Source organism: Ochrobactrum vermis (assembly GCF_002975205.1).
GTDB lineage: Bacteria > Pseudomonadota > Alphaproteobacteria > Rhizobiales > Rhizobiaceae > Brucella > Brucella vermis.
The window spans coordinates 728933-742964 of the sequence record NZ_PCOC01000002.1; the positions used below are offsets into that span (position 1 = coordinate 728933).

Sequence of the window (14032 nt, forward strand, 5' to 3'; positions counted from 1 at the left end):
TTGGATTACGAGAACAACATTTTGATTTTAAAGAGAATATCTCTTCAGTGTCTTTGCTCGTGGCAGTTCAAGTAACGAGAGCGGAATGATTTTGGTGCAAACGGGTGCCAGCAACGAAACGGTTTTGTCGACTAAACATGATTGAGCGCAACGAGATGAGGCACAACCAAAGGAAAGAAATCGCTGTGCACATACTGGCCGAGTGTTGAACGATCGAACATGGCCTCGACCAGGCCGATATCTTCGATTACCGGTATCTGCATCCGTCGCGCAGCTTCCTCCAGTCGCAGGGCGTCCTCATCCGTAGCTTTCCCGGCTATCATCGGCATCGGGGTTTCGTCCTTGACAAAGCGAATGGCGATTGCCCGCGTGTTGCCTGAGAAGATAAGTGTCGGACCGGCTTTTGCACTTTGATATGGAGTGGAAACTGCTTCCTGTCGTAAACGGTTGAATTCACGTCGAATATACGGATCACCCTCGATATCGCGATGCTCGCGCTTGTATTCGCTACGCGTCATTTTCATATCACGACCGAAAAGCCACCGCTGGACGGGAATATCTGCCAGCCCCAGAAGGACAAAGCTCAGCGCTCCAGTTACTGCAAAGGCAACCAGTGCACCGAAGGCCACCGGAGCAAGGCAGCCGGGCGCGCAGACAGGCGCTTGAAAGATGGGTGATAGCCAACTGGCGCCAATGGCAATGAAAATGGATGAGAGCAGTGCGACCTTGGTTATTCCCTTGATGAACTCAATGAGATTGCGCAAGGATGCCAGACGTTTGAATCCTGTGACCGGGCTAAGCTGACTGAACTGAGGCTTCACGGGCTCGAAGGAGAAAATCAATCCCTTCATCATAATGATGGCTGTGGGAATGAGAGACAAAAGCATTATCGCCAGGGCTGATCCCATCATGGTCAGGAACAGCCAGAACACCATCATCATTGCCTGTCGGGCCAGCAACTCGAACGGTTGGCTGCCCGCCAATGCAACGATCTCGATCAACTCCATAAAACGTGCATAGAACCAACCACGAAAGAAATAAAAAAGCCCCAGTACCGCGATAAAAGATACGGCACTCAACAAATCGCGACTGCTGGCTACCTGGCCCCGCTTGCGCGCATCCTTGAGTTTTTTGGCTGACGCAGGAAAACGTTTTTCTTCAGTATCTTTGTCGGCCATCACTCAATCGCTTCTGTCCGGATGTTCACTGGAAGCGGAGCACAAATGTGCTGTGCTATGGCGTTTGCGGTTCTCTATCTTGAGGTTGTTCGGGGGCTTCCTCGGTTCCGTAGATATATCGGCGCGCGGCTCGAACCGATGGTGCAGAAGGCGGCGGTCCCATCCGCCGTCCTTCGAGCAGGTCTTTCTCGCTTTCCACCATGCGCTGAAGATTAAAGGCATTTGCGCAGCCTGGCGGTAGATGCGGCCCGACCTGCGAGACTTTCATGTACCGGGTTCCCGCCGATGTTGGTTCCTGGTCGGCAGGCGCTGTCAGGCAAGCATTGGGGACCAGAACTGAACCTTGAACGCCCTTGGCACCGTCGCTTTGACCGGTGGGAACATAGCTATAATCATTTGAGTGATCCGGTTCTGGCGCAGGTGTTGCACATGCTGAAAGAAGGATAATCGGAAGGATCCTGCCAAGACCGGTTATGTGAAAAGTCATCGGCGTTCTCCTCACTTGATTATCAGTCCCATGGACGGTGTATTCTTGGACCGCTGCGGTTTCTTTCGGGCGGGCCGGTCGATCGGGGTCGCCAGATCGCGGCTGCTCACGGGATTGACGATGTAGGGCGTGATCAAGACCACCAGCTCGGTCTCGCGTTTCTGAAATCGCTCCGAGCGGAACAGACTTCCAAGGATCGGCGTGTCTCCAAGGACGGGGACTTTCTCCAGATTGCGAGTCATGTTTTGCTGAAACAATCCAGCCAGCGCAAAAGTCTGACCACTCCCCACTTCAACGGTGGTGTCGACCCTGCGAACGACGAAGCTCGGATAGCTGAAACCGTCAGAGCCCGCAGATGCATTGATGCTGGAGATTTCGCTAACCTCCGGCTTGACATGCATGGCAATGCGGTTCTTTCCGATAACGGTCGGAGTGAAGTTTAGCGAAACCCCGAAGGGCTTGTATTCTACAGTATAAACACCCTGGCCCTGCGGTACCTGGATTGGAATTTCTCCGCCTGCGAGAAAATTGGCAGGCTGTCCGCTGACCGCAGTCAGATTTGGTTCGGCGAGTATTTTCACCAGACCATTGCGTTTGAGTGCTTCGATCACGACATCAAACTTGAAACCGCCCGATGTGGATCCGCCAGCGCCGAGATTGCCGCCGCCGTCAGGAACGGCATTGTTACCGAATATTCCCAACTTGAGACCATTCGATTCATATCCGAATTCCCAGTCAATGCCGTAAGATTGCAGTTCACTGCGCGCTACTTCCGCAAAGCGGACGCGAATATTGACTTGCTGTGACCCTCCGCCCAGAGTCGAATTGTTGATCGGTGGCTGATCGGGAAGGGAAAAGCTGCGGGCAACATTCTCTGTCGCCAGTGCGTCATCGATATTACCGGCCTGGCCATCCACAATGAGCTGGTTGCCGCTGAACGTCAGATTGGTGGTTGAAGTTGGGGCGGCTGCCTGATTTGCGCGGTTGGCTGCACGGGCATTGTTGGCCACCACGATCTGGGTCGCCGCCTGTATCTTGCGAGCCCGGGTCATGGCGATAAGGTTGGTTGCGCCGGGTTTCACGCCGTAAACATAGACAACGTCGGGCGCGACGACCTGTAGTTCAGCGATGGTTGAATCGGCCATGAAAACAGATTCGACAGGTTCGTTGAAACGTATGATACGACCTTGCCCGACAGGCAGATCGATAGCTGTTTGTCCCGACAAGCGTAAGGCGTCCTGAGCGTTTGCCGTCCCGCATAGCAACAAAACCACTGTGCCAATGAGCGCCAGAATACGGCAACATGCCTGCCGGAAAACATTTCCAGGACATGGTTGTCGTAATGCGAATTCATCCATGTTTTATTGTTCCCACTCTTATTATTTCACGCCTGTTGTGAGTGACCGACGTCCTGCATACGATTGGTCAATCTGCCTTGAGCGCCATTCCCGGAACTTGATCCGCTAACCGTCCCCAGCGGCTGCACGTTGAATTCAAAGGCTAACTCCTGATAGGACAATACCGATATATCGATGCCGTGATGGATGAGCAGGGCACGCAGATGCGGGCGAATATCTGCAGCTGTAATAACGACAGGCGCGGTTTCGGCCGTCGAGCGTGCGTTCAATTGCTTGATCTGCTGGGCAACACTGCGAAGCGCATCATCGGATAAATCGAGCACCGCGCCTGTGTCCGCATGTCGTAGTGCATTTCGTACATCGTGTTCGGCGGAGCGTTCAAGAATGAACGCGGCGATAACATGATTGTCATCGGCTGCCCCAAAACTGATCTGTCTTTTCAAAGCCATGCGGACTTTTTCATTCAGTGCACGCGTCTCCTCGTTTCCTGCCTCGATAAGAGCTTCCAGGATGACGCGAAGGTTGCGTATCGTCACGCCTTCTGCGACGAGCATTCGCAGAACCTCCAGCACTTTCGTGGTCGGCATTGTCTCCCTCGCCTGTGTCACGAGCTCTGATGAGGTTTTGCTAAGATCTTGCAGGAGATGGTTGGTCTCCTGAATGCCGATGAAATGCTGGGAATACATCCTGAAAACAAAACCCAGCAAAGGCCCCACACTATTCCCGAGTGGTCGAAAAGGAATATCGGCAGCGGTAAGGAGGGCCTGATGATCCCCGACAACCAGAAACATCTGCCTCTGACCCTGTATCTTTATCAAGGCGTCGCCGGCAATGCCCGCCAGTTCGAGATGCGCCGGGTCTTCCTCGACAAGAACACAACCGGGCGGAATTTCCATTTCAAGCACCGGCACGTCATCAAGATCGATGCGCAACTGGCGCGGTTTTAATTTTCTGTCGACAAGCCGGGGAACTGGAGGCACGTCGATGCCAAGTTCACTGCTAAGAAGGCCGCGCGCTTCATTTTGCGACGCTTGCAGCAAATCGGCGGGCATATCTGTTGCCAGCTCCGTACCAATTCGAATGACAAGCGGTGAATCGTAGACCGGTAAGTGCTCTTCGCTGTCGCCATCGTTGGACACCTGCCTCAACTGCACCGGTTCGGCGGCCTTCTTAACTTCGTCGGCCTGATTACGTTGCATCGCATAACCGGCCACACCGAGAATAAGGCCGAGCATGATAAATACCGGCATCGGGAAGCCGGGCACGATCGCCAGAACGAACATGATCAGGCTCGCCATGATCAGGCTTCGCGAATTGCGCAGCAGCTGTGACGTAATCTGGCGACCCAGATCGCTACCATTTTCCGAGCTGGCAACGCGTGTAACCATTGTACCGGCAGCAACGGCAACCAGAAGTGCTGGAATCTGAGCCACAAGACCATCACCCACCGAAAGCAGGGAATATGTCATGCCGGCTTCTGCAAACCCCATTTCGTGCTGCAGAACTCCAACGGCGAGACCACCGATCAGATTGACGAAAATAAAAACCATTCCGGCAAGCACGTCGCCTTTAACGAACTTCATGGCACCGTCCATGGCACCGAAGAACTGACTCTCCTGTTCGAGTGTCTGGCGCATCGCGCGTGCTTGAGCCTGATTGATGTCGCCGTTACGCAATTCGGCATCAATACTCATCTGCTTGCCAGGCAGGGCATCCAGCGTGAACCGTGCTGCGACTTCGGCAACTCGTTCGGCACCCTTGGCTATCACCACGAACTGGGCAATCGTAATAATGAAAAATATGATCAGGCCGACAGCTATACTTCCGCCAACCACGAAATTCCCGAAAGCGGTTACGATTTCACCAGCGTCAGCCTGCAGAAGAATGAGGCGGGTTGTTGTGATGGTGATCGCCAGTCGAAAAAGGGTGGCAATCAGGATCGCGGAAGGCAGCGCAGAAAACTGGAGGGGCGTGGTTGCATAAAGCGAACTGAGCAGGATGAGGACGCTGAATGCGATGTTAAGCGTGATGAGTCCGTCCACAGCCCAGGTCGGCAACGGTATAACCATCATGCTGACGGCTACCAGAACCAACACGGCGATCACGATATCGCTGGTGTTGCGTGCTCTCGCGAGGAAGCGGGTTATTCTGTTCATCATGCCCCGATCTCTGCCCGCATTTTCACAAACAGGTTAAAAGTCTGTCGTGCCTCTTCCTGACGCCCCGCCGCATGAAGAGCGCGGCTTTTCAGCAGGTGAAGCGCCGGATCATGTCTGTCGCCCAGTGTTTCGAGCCGCGAGATTGTTTCAAGAGCCTTGTCGGCTTCACCATCCAGTGTGAGAAGGTGACTGAGCGTTCGGAGGACCCCGATATCGTCCGGGGACAACTGGGCTGCAATCAAAAGATAAGCCGCTCCTCGTTTGGCCTGTCCATGACATCCGTAGACATAGCCAAGCAGATGTAGCAGCTGAACGGTGTCACGAGGATTTGTCAGTGCTGGTCTCCTCGCGCAGCCGATCGGAAAAACTGTTGTGGCGGCTGATTTCATCATCGATCAATGCGACTGTGAGCGAGCGTAGATTTCCGTTTCCCTCCAGCGGCATCAGACCACCATCGATATATTCGCCGAGCAGTTGGGCTGCATGCCGGATGATCGAAACATCGGCGATGCGCGGGCGCACGAATTCGGTAAGAATTTCGTTGAGCGTGTCGCTGTTGTGCAGCGACGCGAATGTCATTTCGGACTGTGTGGCCTCGCTGGCGTCTGCCTGTGCCGTACCTTGTGCAGTTCTGCGCTTGCGAAGTGCATCAATGGCCTTCAGATCCTGGCGCTCGACTGCTTTCCCCTGAACGGCGTGGGAGCGCCCGATGTTCCGGATATCGCTTGGCGGGCCTGGGTCAAGGCGGATTGCATCCGTGCGCCGCGTCATCGGTAATTCAGAGCAATTGTTGCCCCCTCCTTGCTAAGGTGAAGCGACTTCTCGCCAATCTTGCTGATCATCCAGCCATCATCCACATAGGCACCCTCATGATACCGAGTGCCGTCTCCTGCCAACACGTAGGAATTCGGTCCGAACCAGATGGCTTGTAGTGCAAGGCGAGGGGGCGTGCCGACACCGTTGACGGCGACATTCGAAGTCAGCACGATTCTGTCGCCATAGTTCCGATCAAACCAGGACTGTATATCCAGCCAGGCCTCGCTTTTCTCCTTGGCTAACGCGCCTGAAGCCACGAGGCGGTTTTTTTCGACTGCCAAAGTCACTCCACCGATGCCTGCCTGGTCCAGTTGAGCAGCCAGCAGGCCTTGGGCGACAGCCGGAGTTTCTGCCTTGTCCGGCATGGCGGCCTGCATCGTGCTGCCGGGGTCAGTGCCGAGATCCGCGCCTACAGGGGAGCTCATCAATGCGTGGGCCGCTAGAGACGCAAAGACGCCGATACAACAGACCACAGTCGCGACCGCAGTCGTTGGGCGTTTGAAAAAGCTTTTTGGCTCGGGCTGAGACGGAGCACAGATTACCATCTGTGCATCGCCGACGACGATGTTGACAGGTAGTCGGCTTCGATACCCGTGTCCCTCGGCGATGTGATGAGTGTTTACTTCAACATCACCACCGACAGCCTCGATTTCGATGCGGCGACCTGTGGGCCGCACCAGCACATGACGCGCGGCGATACCCGCGTCCTTCAGAACAATATCAGCTTCAGCGTCGGAACCGATGACGTAAGCTGAACCATCAAGCGAGATGGTTGCGCCTTGGTGTAATCCTGCGGCGACGCTCAGTCGAACATTTCCATCCGCAAAGCCGCTACGCCATTTTTCCAGTAAAGCGGGCAGCGCGTGCATCGGCTTGTTATCCTCCCGGCAAAATTGCCCGACCGGACCGTCCGGCCGGGCAGAATCGTGTCAGGACACGCTCGTATTAGCGACCAGACTGGCCGACCGCATCTGCTACACGGTTGCGTGACTGACCCTTGGCTTTGTCGGTTTCGACCGTAAGGTTGAACTTGGTCATTGCGAGCTGAAAGGCTTTCTGCTCTTGCCAGAAAGATTTCAGTTCGTTCACATTCCCGCCGGTCGTATCATCTACTTGTGTCACTGGGGGTCTCCTTGAGTTCGAACTTCATGCCCGACAGTAACGGCCGGACAGGTTCTCAGGTGCAGCGCGATACTAGCTTGGGGTTCCAAGTTCGGAAAATCCATTTGGTTCAGCGTTGGCCAGATGCGCTGGCGGTCGTGAAAACCCGCCTATTTCGCGATTTTCGTGAGTGGAGCAACGACGTGGGGCGGAAATAATGAACGTAAACCGCGGCCATGGTGGAAGTCAAAATTCGCCTGCGACACGTCGAACGATCCCAGCGCCCAGTTCACGGTGCTCCACTGTGACACGGTCTTTTTCGGGAATTTCATCTGCAAATTTCAGTTTCAGTCGGGCAACGACGATATCCGATGCGTGTAAGCCCCATCCGTGAAAGCAACCCCATCCATCTGTAACGATCTCGTCCAATGCCAGTTCGACATCGCCAAGCGGTCGGTTCTCCGCCGCAAGTTCACGGTTTCTGAGTGCGGAGGTGATAACATCTTCGCCGAGAAGGGTCTCGAGGCGGATCGCCTGTCTCCTGTCAATGATACCGGCGATTGCATTTGCCCGAAAAACGGCACCACTGCGCAGGATGAGTTCACCGAACCTGGCAGAGGGTATCAGCGCGATTGACCGGTCTTCTTCCCCAACCGTTTCCTCCGTAGGGGAGGGTAGATCGTAATGCGCGATCAAGCGTTGAGACAAGCGCCGCCGCAGGCGATGACTCCTTAAGAGTAGATCGCATTGTGTAAGGGAAATACGATCATCAAAGCATGCAGAAAGTTTTTCAGGCACGACATAGTCGGCAGGCTGGTCAAGAAAATTGCGCCATGCTGTGTCGGATTCATCCATTTGGCGAAGCCGTTCTCTTGGACGGAGGCAGAAGCTCACCGATCCTGTATTCTCCATTTTTGCGTCGGCTGATGAGCAGGAATATCCAGATAGCCAATCCTGATATAGCCGCTACGAAGGTGCTGATCAGCCAGATCGCTGGCACCACACTGTCCGGATGCAGCCATAGCCCAAGAAAGGATGTGTAACCCTGAACATCCTCGCTGGCGTCTGTGGGCGCCATGACGGGAACCAGAACCACTGAAACCTTGTCATAGGAAAGGCCCGCGACACCGTTGGCAACAAGCATCTTTACCTGCGGGATCAAGCTGTTCATCGGAACGGATGTCTTGTGGCGGATGAACACTGAAGCCGAGGATGGCACCAGATTTTGCCGAAGTGGGTCGTTTTCAGGCAAGACGAGATGTACGCGCGCGGAAAGCACACCATCGATATCCAGGATTGTCTTGGATAGTTCCTGGCTTAGTCCGTAAATCATGCGAGCCTTTTCCTGAACGGGTGAGGAGATAAGGCCATCATTCTTGAAGACGTCGCCAAGGCTTTCAAAACTCTGCTTTGGAAGTCCATTCTCATTGAGAATGGCCATGGCATCTGCAAAACGGTCTTTTGGAACGGAAACGGTTATCTTGCCGCTTTTACTGTTTTCCCGCTCTGCGGGTATGCCTTTGCGAGCAAGTGCAGCCACGACTTCGTTTGCCTGACGCTGATCGAGATCGGTATAAAGCTCGACAGTACAGGCCTGCAGCACCAGAAGTGACATGATGAGGACGAGGGCACGAACCCTGGAGGAAACCATGCGCGCGTTCAAACCCATTGCCTCAACATAAGAGATAAGTGCATGCTGCTCGCCTATTGTTGCTTTACCAGGGTATTAACCGATGTGGAGGCAGCGGCGACGCTACTTGTCGCCAGCGATGCGCTGAAGCTGGCCCAGGAAATAGAAACGTAACGATCCAGAACGTCGTCCAGACTTGCCAGATCCTGACCACCATTTGAACGGTCGTCTACCCGGTCATGTGCAGTCGTGCCTTGGGAGGGGTCTAGCGCTTCTTTTGCCTGCACGGCATTTTTTCCAGCCAGCATATTTTGGGCGTTTTCGACGACGCCAACGAAGGATTTCACGCCGGAACTCATGAAAGAATTGGGTGACAATGACCGGCCGTCAGAGCCTGCTTTATCAAGATAGTCCAGCAATCGTTCGGACTTGACGTTGGTTGAGCCATTCAACTCCGGCGACGAGCGATCAGTTCCACGGCTTTGCAAGGTCGTCGTATTGGAAGAAGACGGATCGGCCTGTGCGACCTGCGTTGTCTGCGTTTCAGTAATTTTTTGGGCTGTCATGCTGGCCTGCTGTTCTTTTAGGCGCAGCGCTGTTTCTGCGTCTGTCAGACCGGCAGGAGAGGCTGCGGCCACATTCGAAACGGGGTTCGCAACGGTCAACATCTGTGTCGAAATCAACCCGGATGCGATGGGTGCAACTTGCATGGCGTGCTCCTCAATTGACTTTTTCTACAGTCGGCGAACCGACATCGACTGATTGTGCCTGGGTTTGCCGTCCGCGAAATACACGTACATTCGTGGGAGCGTCGGATACGGTTTCCGCTGTCGTAAACGTGCCGACGGTTTCCTTGACGAGGGCGATGTAGGCAGGTGGGCCCGATATGGATGCCGCCTTTTGCTCGCGGTCGATCCGAACCGGAAACCGTGGATCGACAAGCCCCAGATTATCAAGTCGCTGGCTGATACCATCAAGCGCTCTGTCGTCCATGGCTAGCACTTCGGTGCGGTTTTCGGTCTCGTTGCTGATGTGCAATGTGGAACCGTCGAAATACCAGACTAGGCCGTAACGGTTGCAAACCCACTCAAGGAACTCCTTCGCGTTGCCTTGCGGCACACTTGCGGTGACACGTCCTTTGATTTCAGGGCTCATCTGAGTGGATACCCCGATATTTCGACCGAATTCGGTTAGCGTGTCACGCACTGACTGATCGATAACCATGTACTGGTAAGGACCCTCGGGCCATTTAGGTTCAGCGGCCCAGCTCATATTGGCCCATGTGAGTACAAGTGCGAAACCAATCCCGAAGGCGGATATAGTCTCCGACCGGCGTTGCCGAGGGCGATTTCGGTCAGCTTTTCGCATCTATCCACACAAGATTGAGCTGGGATCATCCATCGATGAAGGATACCGGCTCGACGGCACAACGGAAAATCCAAATGGAACGGGAGATCGACGAAAACTGCATTATTGATCGCAAGGTTGTTTCGCAGACGGCTTCGGGAGAATGGTGTGGTGAAAAAAAACACGGGTGTCTTCCAGATCGATGCCTGGAGGCGCAGTACAGGGATCACTGCCGTGGTCGTTTGTCTGATCCTCGCGATTACCGCTACAACTCCACTGTGTGCACAAACCGGGGGGTATGACCCCAGAACCTGGGTTTTTGATGAGGAAGCCAATGTCATGTTGGCGCCTGGAGACCTATTACCCCCAGGTGATCGTGGGTCCGCTGATCGTAGCAGGGAACCTATACCGAAGCGGATTGTAAACTATTCAGGGTCGGAGCCGACAGGCACCATAATCGTAAATACGACCGCAAAACGGCTCGAACTGGTTCTGGGGGGCGGAAAGGCAATGCGATATTCTGTGGGGGTGGGACGCGAAGGGCTCAGTTGGTCGGGACGTGATCGGGTATCTGCCAAAAAACAGTGGCCGGACTGGCGTCCACCGGCTGAGATGCGGGCACGCGAAAATCTGAAAGGACGTTCGCTACCTGCCTTCGTCCCCGGCGGACACAACAATCCGCTTGGCGCTAGGGCACTTTATATCGGGTCTACCCTCTATCGGATCCACGGAACAAACCAACCGTGGACCGTGGGCACGGCGACCTCCTCGGGATGTATTCGTTTGACCAATGAAGACGTTGTCGACCTCTATGAACGGGTAACGGTTGGTGTCGGTGTCATTGTGCAGAAATGAGCGTTGAAGGCAGAAAAATAAACGCCGCTGGACGCGGCGGGAAAAAAGAGGGGAAGATGCGGTTTGGTTTAGCAGTGGTTCTGGGGGCTGTCTTGCTGGCAACCGGTTGTCAGACGATCAACGAAAAAACCGTAAAAAAAAATCCGGAGCCGACGTCTCAATCAGAGCGATTGGCAAAGCTGGCTAAAGACATCGAGGGCCGTGGAGAAGCTGACACAGCCTTGCCTTTATATGCGCGCGCTGCCGCAATGCCGGAGGCAAGCGCAGCAATCATGGTACAGTCCGGCGACGCCTATTCTCGGGCTGGGCAAGCCGAAGAGGCGATCAGTGCATATAAGGCGGCTCTGGCCAAGGCGCCTGACAATGGACCGGCATTGCTGGGGATGGGGACTGCGCTGGTTCAGGTCGGTGACTTGTCAGCTGGCGTCAGTGCCCTGACCTCTGCCGCACCGGCAGTTGGTACCAGCAGTGCCTATAATCGTCTCGGTGTTGCCTTGACCATGACAGGACAAACACAAAACGCGATTGCAGCTTATCAAAAGGCACTGAGCATGGCGCCCGCAGATGTCGATATCCAGTCGAACCTGGCGCTGGCTGCCGCTTTGCAGGGCGACGCGTCAACGGTGGAACAGGCAGCACATAAGGTCGAAGCCTCGGGAGCTGCCGAGCTTCATCACAAGCGAAACATTGTGCTGGCTTACGGCTTGATCGGTCATGATCAAGAGGTTCGTTCCTCCACCCCCGCGGGATTAACCAGCGGTGAAGTCGACAAAATCCTCAAACTGGCAAAAAAAGCGCGTACGAAAGGGTCAGTAACGGCCAAGGCAGCAGCGCTTCGCGATGTCATGAGCGGATGAGCGCCAGTTCGCAATGGTTGGGCCAGATCGACATATCTGGAAAAATCTGAAGCCGGATGAGTGGATTTCGTCAGCCACGATAATAGGGTGCGGATAAGCGCTTAGGCAGAGGAAAAGCAATATCCTCCATCGATCAGGTTACAGGCTTTCAAGTTAGCGTGCACGTTGTTGGGAAACCGGCCCAGTCGGTCTGTAGAGTCCAAGCCGGTTATCCATATGTCAGTAGTGAAATCAAGCACCAGTATAATCCACTGAATCCACAGGGCAAATACGCTGTTTGACTGGTCTGTCCGACTGGTGTTACGAACGTGTCTCCCAATTGGGAGGGAGAACGCGGCGTGGGGGAACAATTCCGAGGCTAGGGAGAGCCGCATGAATTTTAACGCTGCATATGTTTTCGAAGGACGGTCGCATCGACCTGGACAAGCTTTGACCTTTTTCACCCGTGCGCGGACCGCATGGGAAACGCCCGCTTCAGGCGATGCGTGTCTGTTGAGACCATGCGCGAGTCGTCCGTGACCTCTTCTGGTCGTCGCCCAGTCGAAATGCCTGACATGGCAGGTGAAATTCTCATTTTGCTGCGTGCTCAGCTCAACGACATGACGCCGCAGATCCAGACCGCTGCGAGATTTATTCTCGACCGGCCGCAAGACGTGATGCTCCTGTCGATGCGAGAACTGGCAAATGCGGCAGGTGTCTCGCATTCGACGATAATGCGTTTGGCGGAATGGTTGGGGCTTGATGGATATGCCGCACTGCGTGAGGTCTTTATCAGCTCATTCCGGGAGGGAACGATTGTCGTAACTGCGGAATCGGGCATGCCGGAGAAAGCAGGCGAAGAGGGGAAGACCCCTGCGTTGATCGCATCCTCGATCAAGGATCTGGCGGCTGACAAGGCTCAGGTGCAACTTGCCGATGCGGCACAGCGGCTCATGAAGGCACGGACGATTGTCCTTGTTGGTTCGGCCCAGGAAAGCCCGGTGATCGGTCACGCAAGGCAACTTTTTCAAGCCCTCGGTTCGCGGGTGCAAATATCTGAACAGTTTCAAGCCGCAGATGCGGTTGAAGAAGATATATGCCTGCTCGTCATCTCCTTGCGCCCGCATGGCGATGAGCCCAGAGAGGCCATCCGTCTGGCGAGGCAGCTTGGTGTCCCCTCGCTTGCCATAACCGACAGTTCGAAAGCGCTGGTCGCAAGAATGGCAGATGTGCCGGTCATTTTTCGCCCCGCGTCGATAGCACTTAATATTCCCAGCCTAACCCCCGCCATCGCCGCCATAGAAGCAATCGCTTCAATCTGGCGACGAAATATGGGGTAAGTTCTTGCCGTTCACAACGCGATGCCGGGATTAGCCATCAGTGATGCGATTATTTCTACGGATGCGATTGTTGCTGCAAGCATCGGAGTGGTCTGCGATATTTGCGAGGGCAGTATGATCACATGGGAAAATCGTGTGATCGACGACGCCGGGCAGTTGGTAAGTGCAACTATTCGCGCGCCCCGGCGCCCTGCATATCGCGCCGTGTTTGTGACTTGAGGAATTGATGCCCCCATGCACACTGCAAGCATTGCGTCGCGGGGCCCCAGTGATTTGATCTCTGTCGGCGCGCCTGTTGCTGAATCGAATGAAACAGCCTTGCGCCCGATCGCCTGCATCAGATCTCCGAAACGGTGGGCTACGGTAAGCTCCGCCTCGCTGGTCACGCAGATCACGCGATCCGCGTCAGCCAGTATGGTGGCCGCTTCCCCGTAATGCTGGATCCTGTCCTGCAGGCCGCAACGCTCCACCTCCGTTGCCAGCCATTCGAGGCTGTCACTGGATGTCTGCTGACCCCAATCATTGTCTGTTGAACCCTCTGTGCCGGTCCAGGTTCCTGCTTTAATTCCTTCTCTGAAGATCGCACGCAGTGCGTCATAACCATCCAACCCCGTCCATTCTGCCAGACGTACCATTGTGGAGTGAGATACTCCCACCTGTTTGGCTTGTTTGCGCATTGACGTCAGAGCGACGTCAACCGGATGCGACAGGACGAAACGCGCTGCGGCGCGTAAACCTTGCGGCATGGTTTCCAGTTGCTCGGTCAGCCGTTCGTTGAAACGTTGAAAGTCATCGCTGATTAAGTCAGCAATTTCCTGTTCGATATCCCTCTGGTGTTTGGGCATAGAAAATCGAGCTCCTCCGATTTATGCCCCCTGCCACTTTGCACCACCTTCACTCCTCCTTTCGGTTGTAGGTTAAAGTA

The 14032-nt window shown here is 54.8% G+C and carries 16 protein-coding genes; 3 read left to right on the plus strand and 13 right to left on the minus strand.

The features are described from left to right. Window positions 1-131: 131 nt before the first annotated feature. From CQZ93_RS17720 to CQZ93_RS17770, 12 genes are all read right to left on the minus strand, one after another. Window positions 132-1178, minus strand: coding sequence for an EscU/YscU/HrcU family type III secretion system export apparatus switch protein (locus tag CQZ93_RS17720; protein WP_105543921.1), 1047 nt, complete (start codon window positions 1176-1178; stop codon window positions 132-134). A gap of 55 nt (window positions 1179-1233) precedes the next feature. Continuing rightward, window positions 1234-1665 carry a hypothetical protein gene (locus CQZ93_RS17725; RefSeq protein WP_105543922.1) on the minus strand — a complete coding sequence of 144 codons (432 nt, stop codon included), beginning with the start codon at window positions 1663-1665 and terminating at the stop codon, window positions 1234-1236. Between the two features lie 11 nt (window positions 1666-1676). Beyond that, window positions 1677-2891 carry a type II and III secretion system protein family protein gene (locus CQZ93_RS17730; RefSeq protein WP_286154071.1) on the minus strand — a complete coding sequence of 405 codons (1215 nt, stop codon included), beginning with the start codon at window positions 2889-2891 and terminating at the stop codon, window positions 1677-1679. A gap of 158 nt (window positions 2892-3049) precedes the next feature. Then, a complete protein-coding gene (gene sctV / locus CQZ93_RS17735; protein WP_105543924.1) occupies window positions 3050-5182 on the minus strand; it encodes a type III secretion system export apparatus subunit SctV in 2133 nt (710 codons plus the stop codon). Continuing rightward, on the minus strand, window positions 5179-5424 hold the full coding sequence (locus CQZ93_RS17740) for a hypothetical protein (RefSeq protein ID WP_286154074.1): 246 nt from the start codon (window positions 5422-5424) through the stop codon (window positions 5179-5181). Before CQZ93_RS17740 ends, sctV begins: the two co-directional genes overlap by 4 nt. Before the next feature lie 76 nt (window positions 5425-5500). Beyond that, window positions 5501-5953: a GNAT family protein gene (locus tag CQZ93_RS17745; RefSeq protein WP_105543925.1), complete on the minus strand. Its 453-nt coding sequence runs from the start codon at window positions 5951-5953 to the stop codon at window positions 5501-5503. Further along, window positions 5950-6867, minus strand: coding sequence for a SctD/MshK family protein (locus tag CQZ93_RS17750; RefSeq protein WP_105543926.1), 918 nt, complete (start codon window positions 6865-6867; stop codon window positions 5950-5952). The genes CQZ93_RS17745 and CQZ93_RS17750 overlap by 4 nt, the downstream gene beginning before the upstream one ends. Before the next feature lie 76 nt (window positions 6868-6943). Continuing rightward, window positions 6944-7120 carry a hypothetical protein gene (locus CQZ93_RS26695; protein WP_181153421.1) on the minus strand — a complete coding sequence of 59 codons (177 nt, stop codon included), beginning with the start codon at window positions 7118-7120 and terminating at the stop codon, window positions 6944-6946. Between the two features lie 225 nt (window positions 7121-7345). Further along, window positions 7346-7807: a hypothetical protein gene (locus CQZ93_RS17755; protein ID WP_350308594.1), complete on the minus strand. Its 462-nt coding sequence runs from the start codon at window positions 7805-7807 to the stop codon at window positions 7346-7348. A gap of 139 nt (window positions 7808-7946) precedes the next feature. Then, the gene (gene sctJ, locus CQZ93_RS17760) at window positions 7947-8750 is read right to left on the minus strand and encodes a type III secretion system inner membrane ring lipoprotein SctJ (protein ID WP_105545194.1); all 804 of its coding nucleotides are present in this window, start codon (window positions 8748-8750) and stop codon (window positions 7947-7949) included. A 53-nt stretch (window positions 8751-8803) separates the two neighbouring features. Continuing rightward, window positions 8804-9397: a hypothetical protein gene (locus CQZ93_RS17765; RefSeq protein ID WP_146114467.1), complete on the minus strand. Its 594-nt coding sequence runs from the start codon at window positions 9395-9397 to the stop codon at window positions 8804-8806. Between the two features lie 52 nt (window positions 9398-9449). Continuing rightward, complete coding sequence (locus CQZ93_RS17770; protein ID WP_105543929.1) at window positions 9450-10001, minus strand: type III secretion protein; 552 nt, start codon at window positions 9999-10001, stop codon at window positions 9450-9452. Window positions 10002-10301: 300 nt separating this feature from the next. Here CQZ93_RS17770 and CQZ93_RS17775 point away from each other — a divergent pair, with 300 nt between their 5' ends. The 3 genes from CQZ93_RS17775 (at window position 10302) to CQZ93_RS17790 (ending at window position 13107) form a co-directional block, all read left to right on the plus strand. After that, window positions 10302-10931 carry a L,D-transpeptidase gene (locus tag CQZ93_RS17775; RefSeq protein WP_286154276.1) on the plus strand — a complete coding sequence of 210 codons (630 nt, stop codon included), beginning with the start codon at window positions 10302-10304 and terminating at the stop codon, window positions 10929-10931. Between the two features lie 56 nt (window positions 10932-10987). Further along, entirely contained in the window at window positions 10988-11788 is an 801-nt protein-coding gene (locus CQZ93_RS17780) for a tetratricopeptide repeat protein (protein WP_105543930.1), read from the plus strand. A 500-nt stretch (window positions 11789-12288) separates the two neighbouring features. Then, the gene (locus CQZ93_RS17790) at window positions 12289-13107 is read left to right on the plus strand and encodes a MurR/RpiR family transcriptional regulator (protein WP_181153423.1); all 819 of its coding nucleotides are present in this window, start codon (window positions 12289-12291) and stop codon (window positions 13105-13107) included. Between the two features lie 11 nt (window positions 13108-13118). Here CQZ93_RS17790 and CQZ93_RS17795 read toward each other — a convergent pair whose 3' ends face one another. Continuing rightward, the gene (locus CQZ93_RS17795) at window positions 13119-13952 is read right to left on the minus strand and encodes a MurR/RpiR family transcriptional regulator (protein WP_105543933.1); all 834 of its coding nucleotides are present in this window, start codon (window positions 13950-13952) and stop codon (window positions 13119-13121) included. Window positions 13953-14032: the final 80 nt, after the last annotated feature.